The organism is Synechococcus sp. NB0720_010 (genome assembly GCF_023078835.1).
Taxonomy (GTDB): Bacteria; Cyanobacteriota; Cyanobacteriia; order PCC-6307; family Cyanobiaceae; genus Vulcanococcus.
On the sequence record NZ_CP090898.1, the window covers coordinates 1581666 to 1599706 of the forward strand.

Here is an 18041-nt window from a genome sequence, read left to right on the forward strand (position 1 = left end):
CCTGCACTGTTGAAGTGGGCGCAGGCTACGCCGCCAGGGCGAGGTCTTCGAAGCGTCCCAGCCGTTTCACCTCGGTGTGGAGGGCGATGCTGCGCTGCTCCAGCACCCGCTGTTGGACCAGGGCAATGAGTTGGTCAATCTCCCCGGCGCTGGCGCTGCCGGTGTTGACGATGAAGTTGGCGTGGATCGGGGAGATCTGGGCGCCCCCCAGGCTGAATCCCTTGAGGCCGAGGGCTTCGATGAGTTGTCCGGCTTTTTGCGGTTCGGGGTTGCGAAAGACGCTGCCGCAGCTGGGTTGCTGGTAGGGCTGAGTGCTGGTTCTGCTGTGGAGGTTGGCGCTGGTGCGCTGGCTGACGCTGCGGGGATCGTGGCCGGGGGAGAGGCGAAAGCGAGCTGAGAGGACCACCAGGGGTTCCGCTTGAAGGCGGCTATGGCGGTAGTCAAAGTCCAGTGCTGCGGCAGGGATGGTGTGGGTCTGGCTGGGCTGCTCCGGGTCCACCACCGTGACGCTCTCGAGGATGTCGGCGGTGCAGCCCCCTTGGGCGCCTGCATTCATCACCGCCGCGCCCCCCACCGTTCCTGGGATGCCCACGGCCCACTCCAGGCCCGAGAGCCCGGCCCGGGCCGCTCGCCGCGCCAGGGTGGGAATCGGTTCTCCCGCCTGGGCTTCGATCAGGCCGCTGCTGGCCTCCAGGTCAGCCCCTTGGAGGTGGCGGGTGCAAAGGGTGAGTCCCTCCAGTCCTTGATCGCTGACCAGCAGGTTGGAGCCTGCTCCAATGACCCGCTGGATGCAGCCCTGGGCGGCAGCCCAACGCAGCAGCGCCAGTAGTTCGTCCGTTGATTCCGGTTCGGCGAAGTAATCGGCCGCTCCCCCCACTTTCCAGGTGGTGTAGTCGGTCAGAGCAACCGCCGAACGCAGCCCTAGAGGGAGGGAGAGGGCCATCGCTAGGCCACAAGGGGAAGGGCGGCGGCGGGATCGCTGCGGCCTTCCAGGCGACTCCAGAGGCTGTTGACATCACCGGCACCCATGGCCAGTACCAAGTCGCCCGCTTGGCTGGTTTGGCCGATGGCATCCGTCAGGGTCTCCAAGTCATCGAAGGCGCTGACGGGTAGCCCGGGGGCAATCCGCTGGATTTCAGAAGCGAGGGCCGCGCTGGAGATCCCTGGGATCGGCGCTTCGCCAGCCGCATAGAGGGGGGCGATCAGCACGGCATCGGCCTGGCTCAGGGCCTGGGCGAAATCGCTGAGGAACTCCGCCGTCCGGCTGTAACGGTGCGGCTGAAAGACGGCTAGGAGCCGTTGGGGCGCCTCTGGCAAGGGGCTGCGCCCACTGCTGACCATCAGGCGGGCCATCGCCAAGGTGGCCTGCACCTCGCTGGGGTGATGGGCGTAGTCGTCGACCACCTGGCGGCCGCACCAATTACCCCGGTAGTCGAAACGGCGTCCAGGGGCCTGGAGACCCTCCACGGCCCGTTGCAGCTCGGCAAAGGAGACGCCATGGAGACGGCAGGCGGCCATGGCGGCCGTGGCATTGCTCAGGTTGTGGAGCCCGGGCAAGGGCAGCCGGAATTGCCCAAGGGCCTCTCCATGCTCATAGAAGGTGGCCAGGGTGCCGTCGCCATCGAGCTCATCGGCGATGGCAGCGAAGTCCACCCCTTCGCTGCTTTGGATGGACCACCAGTGGTGGGCTTGAAAGTGTTCCCGCAGCACAGGACAGTCGCGGTTGGCCAGTAGCTGTTCGCTGCCTTTGGCGAAGCGCTGCAGGGTGGTGATCAGGGAGGCCAGGTCGCTGTAGTGGTCGGTGTGATCCAGCTCGAGGTTGGTGATTACACCAAGCCAGGACTGGAACTTCACCAGGGAGCCATCCGACTCATCCGCTTCAGCCACCAACAAGGGGCCATCGCCATTGCGGCCGTTGCTGGCGAAGGCCGGCACCACCCCACCAATGACGGCCGTGGGGTCGTGGTTGGTGGCGTGCAGCAGGCTGGCCACCAGGGTGCTGGTGGTGGTCTTGCCGTGGCTGCCAGCCACGGAGATCGAGGGCTGGGCGGCAATCAAAGCCGCCAGGACATCTGAGCGGTGCCAGACCTTCAGCCCGGCGCGCTCGGCTTCTAATAATTCGGGGTTGTTCGCCGGCACAGCAGAGCTGACGACGACGGCTGGCGGGCAGGAGGTGCCGCTGCGAATGGCGTCGATGGTGGCTGGGCTTTGCTCGCGAAACACCCGGACACCGCGGCTGCGCAGGTTCTGCAGCACGGCGTTGTCCCTGGGGTCGGAGCCGCTGATGCTGTGGCCGCGGTCCGCCAGGATCCCGGCGATGGCAGACATGCCGATGCCGCCAACTCCAATGAAATGGAGAGGTTGGTGGCGATCAAGCGTCAGGACCAATGGCGTATCCAAGCCTGGCCAGAAATTAAGACCGAACGGGTCGCTTGTCCTCTTCTCAAGCACGATTTGAGTGCTTTTGACAGGTGGTGACCTTTTGTCCCCAGATGGGGAGGGTCAGGCAATTTCGGTATGATCGGCGGCCAAATCCTCCTTGCTAGCGGGTTCGCCCGCCATACGCCATGACCCTGAAGGTTGCGATCAACGGATTCGGCCGCATCGGTCGCAACTTCATGCGTTGCTGGCTGAGCCGCGGAAGCAATACCGGTATCGAGATTGTCGGCATCAACGGCTCCGGTGACACCAACACCAACGCGCACCTGCTGAAGTACGACTCGATGCTCGGCCCCCTGCGTAACGCAGAGGTGACCACCACCGAGAACACGATCGTCATCAACGGCAAGACGATCAAGACCTTCTATGACCGCAACCCCGCCAACCTCCCCTGGAAGGAGTGGGGCGTGGACCTGGTGATCGAATCCACCGGTGTCTTCAACGACGACGTCGGCGCCAGCAAGCACTTCGAAGCCGGTGCCAAGAAGGTGATCCTGACTGCCCCTGGTAAAGGCGACAAGGTCGGCACCTTTGTGGTGGGCGTGAATGCCGATCAGTACCGCCACGAGGATTACGACATCCTCAGCAACGCCAGCTGCACCACCAACTGCATGGCGCCTGTGGTCAAGGTCCTGGATCAGGCCTTCGGCATCGTCAAAGGCACGATGACCACAACCCACAGCTACACCGGTGACCAGCGCATCCTCGATGCCTCCCACCGTGACCTGCGCCGCGCCCGCGCCGCTGCTGTGAACATCGTTCCCACCAGCACCGGTGCAGCCAAGGCCGTGGCTCTGGTCTACCCCGAGGTGAAGGGCAAGCTCAGCGGCATCGCCCTGCGCGTCCCCACCCCCAACGTGTCCGTCGTCGACATGGTGCTCGAGATGAGCCGCGAGACCACCAAAGAGGAGGTCAACGCAGTGCTCAAGGCCGCCTCTGAGAACGGCATGAAGGGCATCATCAAGTACACCGACCTGCCCCTGGTCTCCAGCGACCACGCCGGCACCGATGAGAGCACCATCGTTGACTCCGACCTCACCCTGGTGATGGGCGGCAACATGGTCAAAGTCATCTGCTGGTACGACAACGAGTGGGGCTACAGCCAGCGCGTTGTTGACCTGGCCGAGATCGTTGCCAAGAACTGGAAGTGATCTGAGCGCCCGCTCAACCTCTTTCCATCAGCCGCCCTTCGGGGCGGCTTTTTGATGGTTGTGCGATCAGCTGAAGTGCCGGTAGCCCGGATCGCTCTCCTGAAGGGGCAGCCCGGTTTCGCTCCAGGTCAGGGTTGGGGAGGAGTGCTCCACCAGTTCGCCAATCACCTGGCAGCCCGGTAGTGCAGCGCAGAGCCGCTCGGCCCAGGTCGGCTCCAGGGCGAGGACCAGCTCAAAGTCTTCGCCCCCATTCAGGCACCAGCGCTCTGCATCGGCGAGCGGCGCCATGGCGGGGTCAAGGGGCAGGCCTGTGTGCCGTAGTTGTGCCCCACAGCCACTGGCCTTGGCCAGGTTCAGCAGCGCGCGTTGCAGGCCATCGCTGCTGTCGGTGCCAGCGACTCGCCATGGGCTCCCCTGGGGCTGGCTTGCTTCGAGGGCTGGGATGGCATCGAGCCGGGGGAGGGGCCTTTGGTGGGCTCGAATGGCGCGCTCCCGCAGATCCTCAGGAATCGCCGCACTGCGCTCGCCTTGCAGCAGCGCTAGCCCCAAGCGGCTGAGGCCATGGGGGCCGGTGCTCAGGAGCCAATCGCCGGGTTGGCCGTCGCCGCGGCGGATGGCGCCAGGCCCCAGCCGGCCAAGGGCCGTGATGGCGAGGAGGCGCTGGCTGCCGCTACTGCAGTCACCGCCGAGCAAGGTGCCGCCAAAACGAGCCAGGGCTTCGGAGAGTCCCTGGTAGACCCCATCGACCCAGCTCCAGGGGGTTGCTCCTGGTGCCACGAGGCCAACCGTGAGGCCGATCACGTCGCTGCAGCCCATGGCCGCCAGGTCGGAGAGGTTGGCCGCTGCTGCCCGCCAGCCCAAGTCCTGGGCCGACATGGTGGCGTCACTGAAGTGGACCGTGTCCACCAGGACGTCGGTGTTGACCACCACGGCTCCCGGCAAGATCGCGGCGTCGTCAGCCAGCTGGCCGGGGGGCGCGTAGGCCGAGAGCCGGTCGATCAGCTCCCATTCGCCGAGCTGATCAAGTCGCATCTAGGCGTGGGCTTTGAGGTTCTCGGCTCCGTCGAGCACCCGGGCGCGGACGATGCCGTCATCGATGCCCAGTTCCTCGAGCACCTCAAACCCATCCACCACGTAACCAAAGGCGCTGTAGCGGCCATCGACGAGGTTCAGGCCTGCGGGGGTCAGTTCGGCCTCGTAGAGAAAGAAGAAGAACTGGGAGGAACCATCGGCGAGGGATTCATCCGAGTGGGCCCAACCCATGGTCCCGAGGGTCGCGAAGGGAAGGACCGGGGTGGCTTCGAAACGGCCGAGGTCCTCAAAGGTGGCGTTGTAGAAGGGCTCGGCTTCGCCGGGCACCTTGATCTCCAGCGGCACCTGGCGCTCGCCCTTGGTCTTGGGGTCGATGTAGCCGGTCTCAGGACCCTTGGGGTCTCCGGTCTGGAGAACGTAGAAGTCCTCGGCTCGGGTGAAGGGCAGTCCGTCATAGAAGCCTTGCTTCACCAGGTCCACAAAGGCCCCGGCCGTCAGTGGTGCGTTGTAGCCGTCCACCACAGCGGTGAGCATCCCTTTGGTGGTCTCGATCTCAACGGTCGCACGGCCCAGCAGCCTGGGCAGGGCGTCGAACTCGCTGGGGATTTGGAAGGGGAAGTCACCCACGAGCAGTGCTTCCAGGTCCCCGACGGTGCTGAGGGCAGCGCGCCGGTCGTCGAGGAATCGATCGCGGTCAGAGCTCTCGCTGCTCTCCACGAGGGTCTCCATCTGGCTTTGCAGGGCGGCCATCAAGGTCTTCCCCTCGGCTTGCTTGGCTTCCGGCAGGCTCGCCACGATGGAGTCGGCACGCGTCTTGAGCAGCGCCTGACTCCGATTGACCGTATTGACCAGGGCGCTCCAGCGCTTGGCTCTGAGGTCGTCGCTGGTGCTCTCCAGCCTGTGCTGCAGCGTCTGCAGATCCGACTGGTCGATCGGCAGAGCGTTACGAAGGATGGCAGCGGGATCCTTGACGGCATTCCCAGGCGGCAGCGCAGCCTGGGCCGGTGGCACCATCGGGAAGGCAGCGAACGCAATTGCGATCAGCAGGGCGGGCACCCAGCGATCCAGCCAGCGCTTCAGATCCATGCTGCAGCCTTGTCTCTGCCGGGACTCTGCCACAGCCGTACAATCCCGCCTGAACCGTTATGCCGGAATGATCTCGAGCAACGACTTTCGTACCGGCACGACGATCGAGATCGACGGTCAGGTCTGGCGCGTTGTTGAGTTCCTGCACGTGAAGCCCGGCAAGGGCTCCGCCTTTGTCCGCACCAAGCTCAAGGCCGTGCAGTCCGGCAACGTCGTTGAGAAAACCTTCCGCGCTGGTGAAACCGTTCCCCAGGCGGTTCTCGAGAAGGCTGTGCTGCAGCACACCTACATGGAGGCTGATGACTTTGTCTTCATGGACATGTCCACCTATGAGGAGACCCGTCTGACCGCCAAGCAGATAGGCGATCAGCGCAAGTACCTCAAGGAAGGTATGGAGGTGAATGTCGTCTATTGGAACGGGAAGCCTTTGGAAGTGGAACTCCCGAATTCCGTTGTTCTGGAAATCACCCAAACTGACCCCGGTGTGAAGGGTGATACAGCCACGGGCGGCACCAAGCCCGCCATCGTCGAGACCGGCGCTCAGGTGATGGTTCCCTTGTTCCTCTCGATCGGCGAAAAGATCAAGATCGACACCCGCACCGACAGCTACCTGGGCCGCGAGAACTGATTCCATGCAACTTGACCACAACCAGCTGCGTGAGCTGATCGCCCTGCTTGGGGACAGCGACATCCAAGAGCTCAAGCTCGAAGGTGATGACTTCCGCTTGGAATTGCGTCGCAATCTTCCGGGGGTCCAGCCCCAGGTTGTGATGCAAGCTGCTGCTCCGGTTGCGGCTCCCGCTGCAGCCGCACCTGCCGCTGCACCCTCCGCGGCTCCCCCGGCCGCCGCTGCGGCCCGCAGTGATCTGATTGAGATCACCGCTCCGATGGTGGCGACCTTCTACCGCTCCCCTGCTCCCGGCGAGTCGGCATTCGTGGAGCTCGGCGCCAAGATCAATGTCGGTCAGACCGTCTGCATCCTCGAGGCGATGAAGCTCATGAACGAGCTCGAGTCCGAGGTGAGCGGTGAGGTGGTGGAGATCTTGGTCGAGAACGGCACCCCGGTTGAATTTGGCCAGGTGCTGATGCGGGTGAAGCCCGCCTAGCCCAAGTCTTCAGCGGCCTCCAAGGCCGCCACCATGCTGGCTGATCGGGCAATGCCAAGGCCGGCGATGTCGAACCCGGTTCCGTGATCCGGTGAGGTCCTCAGGAAGGGCAGGCCCAGACTGGTGTTGACCGCCTGGTCAAAGGCCAGCAGCTTGACGGGGATCAGGCCCTGATCGTGGTAGAGCGCGAGGAAGCCATCGGGAGCGCGTCCGCCCTGTTGCCAGGCCATGCCCGCGCTCAGCCAGCAGGTGTCAGGTGGAAGTGGCCCCAGCAGGGTGACCTCAGGGTGCCGCGTGCTCCACTCCTCCAGCGTGGCTTCGAGCCAGTCCCGCTCCTCTCGTCCAAGACGTCCGGCCTCGCCCGCATGGGGGTTGAGGCCTGCGACGGCCAGGGTCGGCTCGGGGCGAAAGCGACGGCAAAAGGCCAGCAAGACGTCGAGCTTGGCCAGCACCCGCTCAGGGTTCAGGGCTTGGGGAACCTGTTGAAGCGGAATGTGGGTGGTGGCGAGCAGGGTGTTGAGCCGCCAGCCGCTCTGGGGGGAGCGGGCGGTGAAGAGCATCGAGGCTTCCTCGGCTCCAGCCAGTTCAGCCAAGCGTTCGGTTTGACCGGGGTAGTCATGGCCCGCTGCGTGCCAGTGCTGTTTGGCGATCGGGGCAGTGACAAGGGCTTGGCCGGAGCCCTGTTGCACCAGCTCAACGGCCTGGGTGAGCCAGCGGAAACTGGCTTCACCACTGATGGCGCTGGGGGTCCCTGGTTTGACGGGTTGCTCCAGCGGGCAATCCACCATCTCGAGCTGGGCGGGGTCCGCCAGGGGGGCGTCTGTCTGCCCCTTGAGTTGCGTGTATGTCTCCTCCAGCCAGCGGCTGCAACCCACCAGCAGCGGCGGCTGGGCAGCGGGGGTCCAGCGGGCCAGGGCTTTGAGCGTGACCTCGCCTCCGATGCCGGCGGGATCGCCAAGGGAGACGATCAAGCGGGGGCGCTTAGCGTTGCTGTCGCTTGGCGGATCACCCATGTTGCGTTGGCTGTTGCTGATCGGGATGGGCTTTGCCCTGGTGAAGGGTGTGCAGAACGGCTGGGTGGAGTTGCACTGGAATCGTCTCTTCCACGATGCCGGGGTGCCGTTCGTTCCGGACCCGGATCAAGGTCCGGCGGGTTCAGATGCAAACCGCATCTAAGGGTTATTCCATCACTTGGGACGGTTCTGCTCCTCCTTCCAGCTGGCGGCAAATCCTTCCCGATAGCTGGGGTAACGCAGTTGGTAGCCCAGGTCCTGGCACAGCCGCGCATTGCTGACGCGGCGGTTGTCGGCCCAGAAGCTCAGGGCCATCGCACTCATCTCCGCCTGGGCGTCGCGAAAGTTGCGCACAGCTGGCAATTTGCAACCCAGCAGGTGGGCTGCATAGCCGAGCGTTTCACTCGAGGGGCAGGGCAGATCGTCGCTGACGTTGAGCACCGCTGGCCTGGCCTCCGGGGGTAGGCCGCAGCAGTGCAGCATGGCGCCAACGATGTCATCGACATGGATCCGGCAGAACACCTGCTTGGGCTTGTGGATCAAGCGGGCCTGGCCCTGTTGCAGCTGCTGAAAGGGGCAACGACCCGGTCCGTAGATCGCGGGCAGCCGAAAACTCTGTAGGGGGAGAGCGCTGGCCAGCCAGCGTTGCTCGCACTGCAGGCGGGATTGGCTGCGGCGAAGGCCTGGCTCTGTCGGGCTCTGTTCATCGGCCCAGCGTCCTTGGGTGTCGCCGTAGACCCCCGTGGTCGATAGGTAGCCCACCCACTGGAGGGGCTGGTGCCGGAGGGACTCCCCCAGAAGGTTGTAGGCGTCGTCCTCGCCGTTCTTGTTGGGCGGAAGGGTGATCAGCACATGGCTGAGGCCTTCAGGAAGCTGCGGGACGGCCCCCTCGCCCGCATTGAAGTGCAGCCACTGCGATCCCTCTTTGATCGAGCGCGAGGTCAGCCAGACCTGGGCCCCGCGCGCTCTGGCTGCATCGGCAAAGCGTTGGCCGGTGTATCCCCCGCCGAGGACCAGCACGCGGGAGGAGGGGTTGACACCGCGAGCCGTCATGAGTACACCTGTATTACTCGTCCGCTGATCAATGACTGCATCTTGCTTCCCCGCCCCTCTTGGGTCCTCCTTCGTGGGCCAGGTCCCTGGGCGTGTGCGTCCTCGGCGGCGTTCGCAGGTTGGCGCCCCGCGTCGCCTGATTGGCCTGACGGCTTTGGCGCTGACGCTGTTCTCGGCCCTGCTGCTGGCTCCCGACCAGCCCCAGGCTCAGGCGGAGATTTGCCAGCGCCATAACGGCGCTGCGGCCTGCCGGATCTGGTGACTTAGGCGGCCTGCAGGTACGGCTGCATGGGATTGAAGCCGGAGTCCGGCGCTGCGGGCGCGGGAATGGCGCCTGGGCTCGCCCACTGCAGCAGGCGCAGGGCCAGGCGCAGGTCACCGTCGGTCCAGGCGCGGATGGCCATGGCTCGGCGGGGGTCGTAGAAGCGCTGCTGCCGGTACCACTCGAACGCGTCAGCGTCGCTCTTGCGGCCATTGCAGGCCAGGCAAGCGGGAACGCAGTTTTCGGTCACGCTTAAGCCGCCGCGACTTTGCGGAAAAACGTGATCAATAGACTCAGAAGGTTTGCCGCAGTAGATGCACGTTTTTCCGGTGTAAGTGTGGAGGGATTGTCTCCACCGGCGAACACGAAGTTTGGGGCACAAGTCTTCAAGGAAAACGGCATCCCTGCTGTGCATCCGAATAATTCGGTTGCAGGGAGTCTGGCCTGAGTGGCTGGGATGTCAATGTGTCGAACGATGCATTTTGCAAGGCTTATTGCAGCTGTTGCGCCCGCCCCGAGCTTCGCTAAATTAAGAGTTGCTGCCCCAGCTCAGACGGCCCAGCAACGCACCTCGCGCTGCCTGATGCGGTTGGGAGCATCAGGGGCCATCGAGTTGGTTCTGCCCTTTGATGCGGTCACCCAGGCCCAGCTCAGGGCGGTGCGCCCCCGAGGCTTTTGGCGCTCAAAGCAGGGCTGCTGGGAGTTCCCGCTGGAAGCGGCCTTGATCCTGCGTCAGCACTTCGGCAAGCGCTTCGCGATGGAGCCGCCGTTGCCCCAGTGGTGCAGCTGGCTCGAGCAGCCTCTGCCCCCATTGCCGCCCCATCGCGAGCTGATTGCCAGCGCCGGATTAGCGGAACCCTTGCCGGACGGCCGGGAGCTGTTTGCCCATCAGCGGGCTGCAGTGCGCTGGTTGCTGGCGCGGCGTGGTGCGGTGCTGGCCGATGCCATGGGCTTGGGAAAAACCCTGACGGCGCTTGTGGCCGCTCGCGCGATGGTCCGGGCGGCGGATTGTTGTGTGGTGGTGATCGCTCCCACGGGGCTCCATCGCCATTGGCGTCAGGAGGCGGCGGCTTTGCAACTGCAGATCACCCTGCTCAGTTGGGCGGCGCTCCCGCAGGAGCTGCCGGAGGCCGGCACGGTTCTGATCGCGGATGAGGCCCACTACGCCCAGAACTTGTCCGCCGCGCGCACCCAGGCCTTCCTGCGTCTGGCGCGCCATCCGCGGCTGCGGGTGGCGTGGTTGCTCAGCGGCACTCCGATGAAAAACGGCCGCCCAGCGCAGCTGTTCCCCTTGCTGGCGGCCATCGGCCACCCCCTGGCGAAGGACCAGCGCGCCTTCGAGGAGCGCTACTGCCTTGGCCATTGGCATGAACGCTCGGGCACCCGGCAGTGGAGTGCGACCGGGGCCACCCACCTGCCGGAGCTGCAGCGCCTGGTCAGGCCCCTGCTGCTGCATCGCCGCAAACAGGACTGTCTGGATCTCCCCCCGAAACGCCGGCAGATGCTTCCCGTCAGCCTGTCGGAGGCGGAGGGGCAGGGCTTTCAGCATCGCCTGCAACTGAAGGTGGATGACTATCGCCGCCGCGCCGCTGCGGGCTTGGTGCGCCGCGATGCCGAGGCCTTAGCCGTACTGACCGCCCTGCGTCAGATCGGTTCCGAGTACAAGCTCCCCGCCGCCGCCGCGCTGCTGGCCAGGCTGCAGGCCGAGGGGCAAGCCGTTGTGGTCTTCACGGCCTTTGTGGCGGCGGCCCAGTTGTTGCAGCAGCGACTAGGGGGTGCCCTGCTGACCGGACGCCTGGCCGCCGCAGAGCGCCAAGGTGTGGTGGATCGCTTTCAGGCTGGCCACGAGCAGCTGCTGATCAGCACCTACGGCGTTGGAGGCCTGGGCTTCACCTTGCATCGGGCCAAGCATGTGCTCCTGCTGGAGAGGCCCTGGACCCCCGGCGACGCTGAGCAGGCCGAGGACCGTTGCCACCGCATTGGTATGCAGGGGACCCTGGAGTGCCATTGGCTTCAGCTTGGCGTCGCGGATCAGCTGGTGGACGGGCTGATTGCCGACAAGGCCGAGCGCATTGCCCTGTTGCTCAGTCGCGGCCAGGCTCAGCTGGAGCGTCAGCCGCTACCGCGGATGGTGCAGCAGCTGCTCGATCAGTGGTGAGGCGGATGCAGTTGCGCCGCCGCAAGTCGATCTCGTCGCGCATTAGGGCGTCGACGGGGTGTTTGCCTTCTTTCACCAGGGCCGCGGCTTTGAGGCTTTCGCGGCAGGCCTCCTGTGGCTTGCCCGCCAATTTCAGCAGCAGGGCCCGCTCGTTGCGGGGTTGCGGGTGTTCAGGGAAGGCCTCCACTACGGCATCACAGTGCTTGAGCAAGGCAGGCAACCGATCGAGATTGACGTTGCGTAGGCAGTCGTCAACCTTGGTTTGACTCTGGCCGGGCTCGGGTGGAGCGCTGCAGCTGCTGAGGACGAGCCAGAGCAGACCCGCCCCAAGGGATGGCGGTAGCCAGGAGCGGGTGCGGGTTGCCATCAGCCTCAGTAGGCGTAGCGGTTCGAGCTGCCGCTGCCGCTGGTGTCACTGGTGATGCCGGAGCTGGTGCTGGTGCGGTTGGTGCTGTCGGGGTGGGTGGACTGGCTCTTCTCTTCGTTGGTGTCCACCGCCTTGACGTAGAGATCGCCCAGGTAGCGACCGCAGTCGTTGAATTTGCCGGGATCGGCGACGACGGCTTCGGTGATCATCACCGCGGCGTGCTCAGGCGAAGTCTTGAAGACCGAGGCGCTCTGACGCTTGATGACCGCGTAGGCCGCTTTCCAGCTGACTTCGTGGTTGTTGCCGCTGCTGCGCATGAAGCAATAGATCTGTGCTCCTTTGGCACCGGTTTCATTGCCGGCCAGAGCGGCGGTCGGCAGCGTGGACCAGCCCAGGGCAGCAAGCGGAAGGGCTGCAGCCAGCCGAAGCAGCCGGCCGTTGAGGGACAGGGAAAGACGCATGCCGAAGCAGGGGAATGGCATTGGGTGTCCCACCGTATCGATCGTTTCCCCCTGGATCCAGGTGCCGATCAATCAGCTGGCAGGTGGCGGCAGGTCCCCGTGGCCCAGAAGCAGCCTGACCGCCAGCGGCAACACCAGTAGCACTGTGATCAAGCGGACGGCGTGGAGCGCAGCAACGGCCGCACCGACTCCGAATTCGGCGCCCACCAGACTCATGCCGCTAATTCCCCCTGGCGCGGCTCCCAAGAGGGCGATGAGCGGGTTCATTCCCAGCAGACGGCTGCACCAGAGCCCCACCACCAGGCCGGTCATCACCAGGGTGAGCGTGATCAAGAGGGCCGGCCGCCAGAGCTGCCTGAGCTCGCTGAAGGCCGTCGCTGTTAATCCGGTGCCGATGACGGTTCCGATGCCAATTTCCAGGGCAGTCCGGGTGCCTGCGGGCCAGTTGGCGGCCTCGAGCTTGCCGCTCATGCTCAGCAGTCCCGCTCCCAGCAGCGCGCCAGCGAGGGGTGCGGCGGGGATCCCCGTGCGCAGCGCCAGCAAACCGCCGCCAATGCCCGCCAGGACATAGGCCAGCAGGTGGAGGCTTGATGGCATCGCCGGGCTGCCCTGGAATGCCTTCAGTCTGCTTGGCCGCTTGGGCTTGAGAACTGCCCAGGGCTGTGGTGTTATCGGGCGAGTTGAACCCTGTCCATGGCTGGCGAATCGGTCTCGTTTCGCATCACGCGCACCACAGAGGACCTCGCTCAGACCGTCGCGGCCCTCTCGCAGCGGCTGGTGAAGTTGGAGCAGCGCCTCAATGCGATGGAGCTGCAACTGGACCAGGTCTCCTTTGTTGAGACGCCTGATCCTGAGGAGCTGAGCCGTCTCGACCATGTGGAGACGCTGTTGGCCGACTGCCGCAGCCTCCTGCAGGACGGCGTGAGCGAGGAGGAGGTCCCTGCGTCGGTGAATCCTCACGAGGATGAGTTCATGGCTGCATGACCCCTTGCGCCGGGGGCACAATGGAAAGAAAGCGAACCATGGCCTTCTCCAACAGCCATCGCTCTGTTCCCGTTGCTCCTGCCGCCTCGGGTACACCTGCCTGTGCCAGCCGTTCTTTTGCTGAGGGCGGCCATCAGCTCGAGAAACTCGAGTTCGCCCTCGCCGTCGCCATCACCCGTGGTGATGCTTCAAGAGTGAGGCAACTGCGTGATCAGATCGCAGCACTGGGCGGCAATCGCGAGGAACCGGGCACCTAAAACCACTCGGTCCATCCATTGCAGTTGTGTCAGGGCAGCCCCACCGTTCGGGGTCGCTTCAACGTGGCGACTAATATTTATTCAGGCAAGATCAAATAAATGCAAGCCAGCCAGCAGGCACCTGTAGCCGAGCGACGAGAAGATTTGATGCGTGCAGCCGCCGCTTTTTCGGCTTCGGCTGAGCAGGCCGCATCAAGCGGTGAAATTGAACAGTCAGCGCGCGATATTCTCCGTTCACTCGATTGCGAGCGCCGCGCAGGAAGCGTGGGGCCGCAGGTGATGCAGCTGATTAAGCCCAGAAACTAATTCTCAAGCGGATGACCGGGCTCGAACCGGCGACGTTCAGCTTGGGAAGCTGACATTCTACCACTGAATTACATCCGCAATTTGATAGCCAGAAGCCATGATCAAGGCTTTTGGCTATCCCAATCAACCTAGCAAGGGAGCCCTGGTGAAGGGGCTCCCTCGTGGTCGGCTGCTTCAGCTGGCCAGGGCGGCTGCGCAGGCTGCCACGCCAGCACCAGGAGTCCCCTTGTGCAGTCCGAGTTCCTGGAGGGTGGCTTCAATCGCTGCGACGGCGGTCAGCACATCGCGATCGCAAACGAAGCCCAGGTGGCCGATGCGGAAGACCTTGCCCTTGAGGTGGTCTTGGCCACCGGCCAGAAGGATGTCAAAGCGATCCTTGACCTTCTTGCGAAGGGTCTCGGCATCGATCCCCTCGGGAGCCACGGCGGTGATGGCCGGGCTGCCGCAACCTTCCGCGGCATAGAGGGGCAGGCCGATGGCCTTCATGCCCGCTTGGGCGGCGGCGCGATGACGAGCATGGCGGGCAAAGATGCCCTCGAGCCCTTCGGCCTGCATCATCTCGAGCGCCGCTTCCAGGGCGAAGTAGAGGTTGATCGCCGGGGTGAAGGGGTTGCTGTTGGCTTGCGCCGATTTCCGGTACTTGCCCAGATCCAGATAGAACTTCGGCAGGTCGGAGCGGCCGTAGGCCTCCCAGGCCTTGTCGCTCATGGCCACGAAGGCCAGACCCGGGGGCATCATGTAGCCCTTCTGGGATCCGGATCCGATGATGTCGATCCCCCAGGCGTCCATGGGCACGTTGCAGGCCCCGAGGCTGGTGACGCAGTCAGCGATCGTCAGCGCTGTGCCATGGGCTTTGACGTGCTTGGCGATGGTCTCGAGGTCATTGATGACCCCGGTGGAGGTTTCCGAGTGGGTCAAGATCACGGCCTTGATCGCCTTGCTGGAGTCGGCCTCCAGGGCGGCACGGAATGCCTCGGGATCCAACGGGGAGCCCCACTCCGCCTTGATCACCTCCACCTCCAGGCCGTAGGCCTGAGCCACCTTCACCCAGCGCTCGCCAAATTTGCCGTTATCGCCGCAGAGGACCTTGTCCCCTTTGCTCAGCACATTGATGATTCCGGCTTCCATGGCGGCGGTGCCGCTGCCGGTGATCACCAGAACGTCATTGTTGGTTTGATGCAGCCACTTGAGTTGGGCGGTGGTGCGCTCAACGATTTTCTGGAAGTCCGCGCTGCGGTGTCCAATGGGGTGACGCCCCATGGACTGCAGGACGCTTTCCGGCACCGGTGTGGGGCCGGGGATCATCAGAGTCAGCTTGTCCTGCATGGTGGGTGAGCCGGGGCGATCGCTGCCCGTTGGATCAGCAGCGCAATCGACCAACATAAAAAACGGACCTCACCCTTCCCTGGCCCATGGCTGAGTGCGGCTACACCCTGCCGGTCTGGGTTGCGGCTGCAGCGGTCGCGGCGGTTCGAGAGTTGCTTGGCCAGCCTTTTCAAGCGCAGGTTCCGCTCCTGCTGGATCCAGAAGTGGGCCTTGAAGCCACGGTGATTCCGGTCCAGGCCGCCGCACGGTTGGGCCCGGGGCGGGCCTTGGCCACCAGTTGCTGTGACCCCGGAGAGGTGCTGGACCTCACCCGCGGCCTGCAGGTTTGGGTGGAGGCCAGTTGGACGGATGCTGAGGGGGAACAGCCTTGGCTGGAGTTGCTGGCTGGGGAGGGTGTGGGTGTGCACGCGGCCTCCGGCGAGGCCTGCCTCTCGGCCTATGCCAGGCAATTGCTCGAGAGCAACCTTCGCCCGCTCCTGCTGGATCGCCGGGGTTTGCGGCTGACGCTCACCTTCCCGGAGGGGCGCCAACGGGCGGCGCGCACCAGCAATGCGGCCTTTGGTGTGGTGGATGGTTTGGCCCTGATTGGGACCCAGGCCCTGGTGCAGCGCAGTGCCGCGCCTGATCAACTGGACCAGGCCCGTCAGGAGTTGGCGCGTCGCAGTCAGGAGCCGGGCTGGAGCGGCGATCTGGTGCTCGTCTTGGGGGAAAACGGGCTGGATCTAGCCCCGCAGCAGGGGCTGCCTCCTGGCCTGTTGCTCAAGGCTGGCAACTGGATTGGACCGCTGCTGGTGGCTGCCGCTGAGGCAGGGGTCAGGCGCCTGCTCTTGTTTGGCTACCAGGGCAAGTTGATCAAGCTGGCGGGGGGCATCTTTCACACCCATCACCATCTGGCCGATGGACGGTTGGAGATCCTGGCGGCCCAGGCGGCCCAGCACGGGTGTTCCCTGGAGCAGATCCGGCTGCTTCTAGAGGCGGCCAGCGTTGATCAGGCCATCGCTGCGTTGGCCGAGCGTGATTCCGCCCTGGCCACGGGCTTGCAGCAGCGCTTGGCCGCCGTGATTGAGCAGCGGGCAGGGGCCTACCTGGCCAAGCACCATGACGCGGCTCCCCAGCTTGGCGCTGTCCTGTTTGATCGCAGCCGCAGCATCTGTGCCTGCGGCCCGGTCGGGGCTGCGCTGCTGGAGGGCTTTCGGGCCTGAGATCTAGGGTGATCTGAATGCCTGGGCCACAGCTGCTGGCCGCTCCATGTCAGACGTGACTCCAACCTCAATCGGTGAAACCAATCGTCATCCGGCGATTGTGATCCTTGATTTTGGTTCTCAATATTCCGAGCTGATCGCCCGTCGGGTCAGGGAAACCGAGGTTTATTCCCTGGTGATGGGGTACTCCACCAGCGCGGCTGAATTGAAGGCGCTGAATCCCAAGGGGATCATCCTGAGTGGTGGTCCCAGTTCGGTGTATGCCGAGCACGCCCCGAAGTGCGATCCAGAGATTTGGGATCTGGGCATTCCGGTCCTGGGTGTCTGCTACGGCATGCAGCTGATGGTGCAGCAGCTGGGCGGCTCTGTGGTGGCTGCCGGTCGCGCCGAGTACGGCAAGGCACCTTTATTTGTCGACGACCCCACCGACCTGCTCACCAACGTCGACGAGGGCTCGACGATGTGGATGAGCCATGGCGACTCCGTCGAGCGCTTGCCCGAAGGCTTCGTCCGTCTGGCCCACACCGAAAACACGCCTGAGGCTGCCGTCGCGGATCACCAGCGGCATCTCTACGGCGTTCAGTTCCACCCCGAAGTGGTCCATTCCGAATGCGGAATGGCCCTGATTCGCAACTTCGTCTATCACGTTTGCGGCTGCCTGCCGGATTGGACGACGGCCGCCTTCATCGATGAGGCGGTTGCGGATGTGCGCCGTCAGGTTGGCGATAAGCGCGTCCTGCTCGCCCTCTCCGGTGGTGTCGACTCCTCCACCCTCGCCTTCTTGCTGCACAAGGCGATCGGTGATCAGTTGACCTGCATGTTCATCGACCAGGGGTTCATGCGGAAGGGGGAGCCTGAATTCTTGATGGACTTCTTCGACAAGAAGTTCCACATCAGGGTCGAGTACATCAACGCCCGTGAGCGCTTCATCAACAAACTCGCTGGGGTCACCGATCCCGAGGAGAAGCGCAAGTTGATTGGCACCGAATTCATTCGGGTTTTCGAGGAAGAGAGCAAGCGCCTTGGGCCCTTTGATTACCTCGCCCAGGGAACTCTGTATCCCGATGTGATCGAGAGCGCTGGCACCAACGTCGATCCCAAAACGGGCGAGCGGGTGGCGGTGAAGATCAAGAGCCACCACAACGTGGGCGGCTTGCCGAAGGATCTCCAGTTCAAGTTGGTGGAGCCCCTCCGGCGTCTGTTTAAAGACGAGGTCCGCAAGGTGGGTCGGACCCTGGGACTTCCCGAGGAGATCGTCGGCCGCCACCCCTTCCCCGGTCCTGGCCTGGCGATCCGCATCCTCGGTGAGGTGACGGACGACAAGCTCGACATCCTGCGCGATGCCGATCTGGTGGTGCGCGAAGAGATCAAAAACGCTGGTCTATATCACGACATCTGGCAGGCCTTCGCGGTGCTGCTGCCGGTGCGCAGTGTTGGCGTGATGGGTGACAAGCGCACCTATGCCTTCCCCATTGTTCTGCGCTGTGTCTCCTCTGAAGACGGCATGACGGCGGATTGGTCCCGCTTGCCCTACGACCTGCTGGAGAAGATCTCCAACCGGATCGTGAATGAGGTGAAGGGCGTGAACCGGGTGGTGCTCGACATCACCAGCAAGCCCCCCGGCACCATCGAGTGGGAATAGACCAGAAGGGCTAACCAACTGGTATCACTGGGTTTCTTGACTACCCCGTGGCTACCCCGTAAGTTTGCGGTCAAAGCCGCGACTGGGTTTTGGGAAACCAACTACCCCGCAACTACCCCCTTTCACGCCGTCCCCTTCTCTATGGAGAAGTCCTGAAGGGTCCTCTGTCTCCACGGGGGCAGGAGGTCCTTCAGTG

Annotated in this window: 22 protein-coding genes and 1 tRNA gene; 11 read left to right on the forward strand and 12 right to left on the reverse strand. The window is 64.3% G+C overall.

What is annotated here, in order from left to right; all coding sequences use genetic code 11:
• Positions 1-25: 25 nt before the first annotated feature.
• Together murB and murC are read right to left on the reverse strand one after the other, a co-directional pair.
• Positions 26-943: a UDP-N-acetylmuramate dehydrogenase gene (gene murB / locus LY254_RS08315; RefSeq protein ID WP_247476594.1), complete on the reverse strand. Its 918-nt coding sequence runs from the start codon at positions 941-943 to the stop codon at positions 26-28.
• A 2-nt stretch (positions 944-945) separates the two neighbouring features.
• Positions 946-2328 carry a UDP-N-acetylmuramate--L-alanine ligase gene (gene murC, locus LY254_RS08320; protein ID WP_371820449.1) on the reverse strand — a complete coding sequence of 461 codons (1383 nt, stop codon included), beginning with the start codon at positions 2326-2328 and terminating at the stop codon, positions 946-948.
• 239 nt (positions 2329-2567) lie between these two features.
• On the opposite strand from murC, the gene gap reads away from it, so the two are divergent.
• Positions 2568-3590, forward strand: coding sequence for a type I glyceraldehyde-3-phosphate dehydrogenase (gene gap / locus LY254_RS08325; RefSeq protein WP_010313976.1), 1023 nt, complete (start codon positions 2568-2570; stop codon positions 3588-3590).
• A gap of 66 nt (positions 3591-3656) precedes the next feature.
• Here the strand turns inward: gap and thiL are convergent, their stop codons facing one another.
• Together thiL and LY254_RS08335 are read right to left on the reverse strand one after the other, a co-directional pair.
• Entirely contained in the window at positions 3657-4622 is a 966-nt protein-coding gene (gene thiL / locus LY254_RS08330; protein WP_247476596.1) for a thiamine-phosphate kinase, read from the reverse strand.
• On the reverse strand, positions 4623-5708 hold the full coding sequence (locus LY254_RS08335) for a peptidylprolyl isomerase (protein WP_247476598.1): 1086 nt from the start codon (positions 5706-5708) through the stop codon (positions 4623-4625).
• A gap of 67 nt (positions 5709-5775) precedes the next feature.
• On the opposite strand from LY254_RS08335, the gene efp reads away from it, so the two are divergent.
• Complete coding sequence (gene efp / locus LY254_RS08340) at positions 5776-6336, forward strand: elongation factor P (RefSeq protein ID WP_010313969.1); 561 nt, start codon at positions 5776-5778, stop codon at positions 6334-6336.
• Between the two features lie 4 nt (positions 6337-6340).
• Complete coding sequence (accB, locus tag LY254_RS08345; protein WP_010313967.1) at positions 6341-6814, forward strand: acetyl-CoA carboxylase biotin carboxyl carrier protein; 474 nt, start codon at positions 6341-6343, stop codon at positions 6812-6814.
• Here the strand turns inward: accB and pdxA are convergent.
• Positions 6811-7827 carry a 4-hydroxythreonine-4-phosphate dehydrogenase PdxA gene (gene pdxA / locus LY254_RS08350; RefSeq protein WP_247476599.1) on the reverse strand — a complete coding sequence of 339 codons (1017 nt, stop codon included), beginning with the start codon at positions 7825-7827 and terminating at the stop codon, positions 6811-6813. The genes accB and pdxA overlap by 4 nt on opposite strands.
• Here pdxA and LY254_RS08355 point away from each other — a divergent pair.
• Positions 7826-7990, forward strand: a complete 165-nt coding sequence (locus tag LY254_RS08355; protein ID WP_247476600.1) for a hypothetical protein — start codon at positions 7826-7828, stop codon at positions 7988-7990. The genes pdxA and LY254_RS08355 overlap by 2 nt on opposite strands.
• 11 nt (positions 7991-8001) lie before the next feature.
• Here the strand turns inward: LY254_RS08355 and LY254_RS08360 are convergent, their stop codons facing one another.
• Positions 8002-8880, reverse strand: a complete 879-nt coding sequence (locus LY254_RS08360) for an SDR family oxidoreductase (protein WP_247476601.1) — start codon at positions 8878-8880, stop codon at positions 8002-8004.
• Between the two features lie 31 nt (positions 8881-8911).
• Here LY254_RS08360 and LY254_RS08365 point away from each other — a divergent pair, with 31 nt between their 5' ends.
• On the forward strand, positions 8912-9142 hold the full coding sequence (locus LY254_RS08365; protein ID WP_247476603.1) for a hypothetical protein: 231 nt from the start codon (positions 8912-8914) through the stop codon (positions 9140-9142).
• A 1-nt stretch (position 9143) separates the two neighbouring features.
• Here the strand turns inward: LY254_RS08365 and LY254_RS08370 are convergent, their stop codons facing one another.
• Positions 9144-9557 carry an HNH endonuclease gene (locus LY254_RS08370; protein ID WP_071777926.1) on the reverse strand — a complete coding sequence of 138 codons (414 nt, stop codon included), beginning with the start codon at positions 9555-9557 and terminating at the stop codon, positions 9144-9146.
• Positions 9558-9725: 168 nt separating this feature from the next.
• Between LY254_RS08370 and LY254_RS08375 the strand changes: the two genes are divergently transcribed.
• Positions 9726-11300 (forward strand): DEAD/DEAH box helicase, encoded by a 1575-nt coding sequence (locus LY254_RS08375; RefSeq protein WP_247476604.1) that lies wholly within the window; start codon positions 9726-9728, stop codon positions 11298-11300.
• Here LY254_RS08375 and LY254_RS08380 read toward each other — a convergent pair.
• From LY254_RS08380 to LY254_RS08390, 3 genes are all read right to left on the reverse strand, one after another.
• Entirely contained in the window at positions 11227-11667 is a 441-nt protein-coding gene (locus tag LY254_RS08380; protein ID WP_247476606.1) for a hypothetical protein, read from the reverse strand. The two genes, LY254_RS08375 and LY254_RS08380, sit on opposite strands and share 74 nt — an antisense overlap.
• A gap of 5 nt (positions 11668-11672) precedes the next feature.
• Positions 11673-12128, reverse strand: coding sequence for a DUF6554 family protein (locus LY254_RS08385; protein ID WP_247476607.1), 456 nt, complete (start codon positions 12126-12128; stop codon positions 11673-11675).
• A 72-nt stretch (positions 12129-12200) separates the two neighbouring features.
• The gene (locus tag LY254_RS08390; protein WP_247476608.1) at positions 12201-12725 is read right to left on the reverse strand and encodes an AbrB family transcriptional regulator; all 525 of its coding nucleotides are present in this window, start codon (positions 12723-12725) and stop codon (positions 12201-12203) included.
• A 96-nt stretch (positions 12726-12821) separates the two neighbouring features.
• Here LY254_RS08390 and LY254_RS08395 point away from each other — a divergent pair, with 96 nt between their 5' ends.
• From LY254_RS08395 to LY254_RS08405, 3 genes are all read left to right on the forward strand, one after another.
• Positions 12822-13112 carry a hypothetical protein gene (locus LY254_RS08395; RefSeq protein WP_247476609.1) on the forward strand — a complete coding sequence of 97 codons (291 nt, stop codon included), beginning with the start codon at positions 12822-12824 and terminating at the stop codon, positions 13110-13112.
• A 38-nt stretch (positions 13113-13150) separates the two neighbouring features.
• A complete protein-coding gene (locus LY254_RS08400; RefSeq protein ID WP_010313945.1) occupies positions 13151-13369 on the forward strand; it encodes a hypothetical protein in 219 nt (72 codons plus the stop codon).
• 99 nt (positions 13370-13468) lie between these two features.
• Positions 13469-13675, forward strand: a complete 207-nt coding sequence (locus LY254_RS08405; RefSeq protein ID WP_247476610.1) for a hypothetical protein — start codon at positions 13469-13471, stop codon at positions 13673-13675.
• Between the two features lie 6 nt (positions 13676-13681).
• Here LY254_RS08405 and LY254_RS08410 read toward each other — a convergent pair.
• Both LY254_RS08410 and LY254_RS08415 read right to left on the reverse strand, forming a co-directional pair.
• Positions 13682-13753 (reverse strand) — tRNA-Gly (locus tag LY254_RS08410).
• A gap of 96 nt (positions 13754-13849) precedes the next feature.
• On the reverse strand, positions 13850-15001 hold the full coding sequence (locus LY254_RS08415) for an alanine--glyoxylate aminotransferase family protein (protein ID WP_247479833.1): 1152 nt from the start codon (positions 14999-15001) through the stop codon (positions 13850-13852).
• 86 nt (positions 15002-15087) lie between these two features.
• Between LY254_RS08415 and cbiD the strand changes: the two genes are divergently transcribed.
• Together cbiD and guaA are read left to right on the forward strand one after the other, a co-directional pair.
• The gene (cbiD, locus tag LY254_RS08420) at positions 15088-16203 is read left to right on the forward strand and encodes a cobalt-precorrin-5B (C(1))-methyltransferase CbiD (protein WP_247476611.1); all 1116 of its coding nucleotides are present in this window, start codon (positions 15088-15090) and stop codon (positions 16201-16203) included.
• A 46-nt stretch (positions 16204-16249) separates the two neighbouring features.
• Positions 16250-17845 carry a glutamine-hydrolyzing GMP synthase gene (gene guaA / locus LY254_RS08425; RefSeq protein WP_247476612.1) on the forward strand — a complete coding sequence of 532 codons (1596 nt, stop codon included), beginning with the start codon at positions 16250-16252 and terminating at the stop codon, positions 17843-17845.
• The last annotated feature ends 196 nt before the right edge of the window (positions 17846-18041 follow it).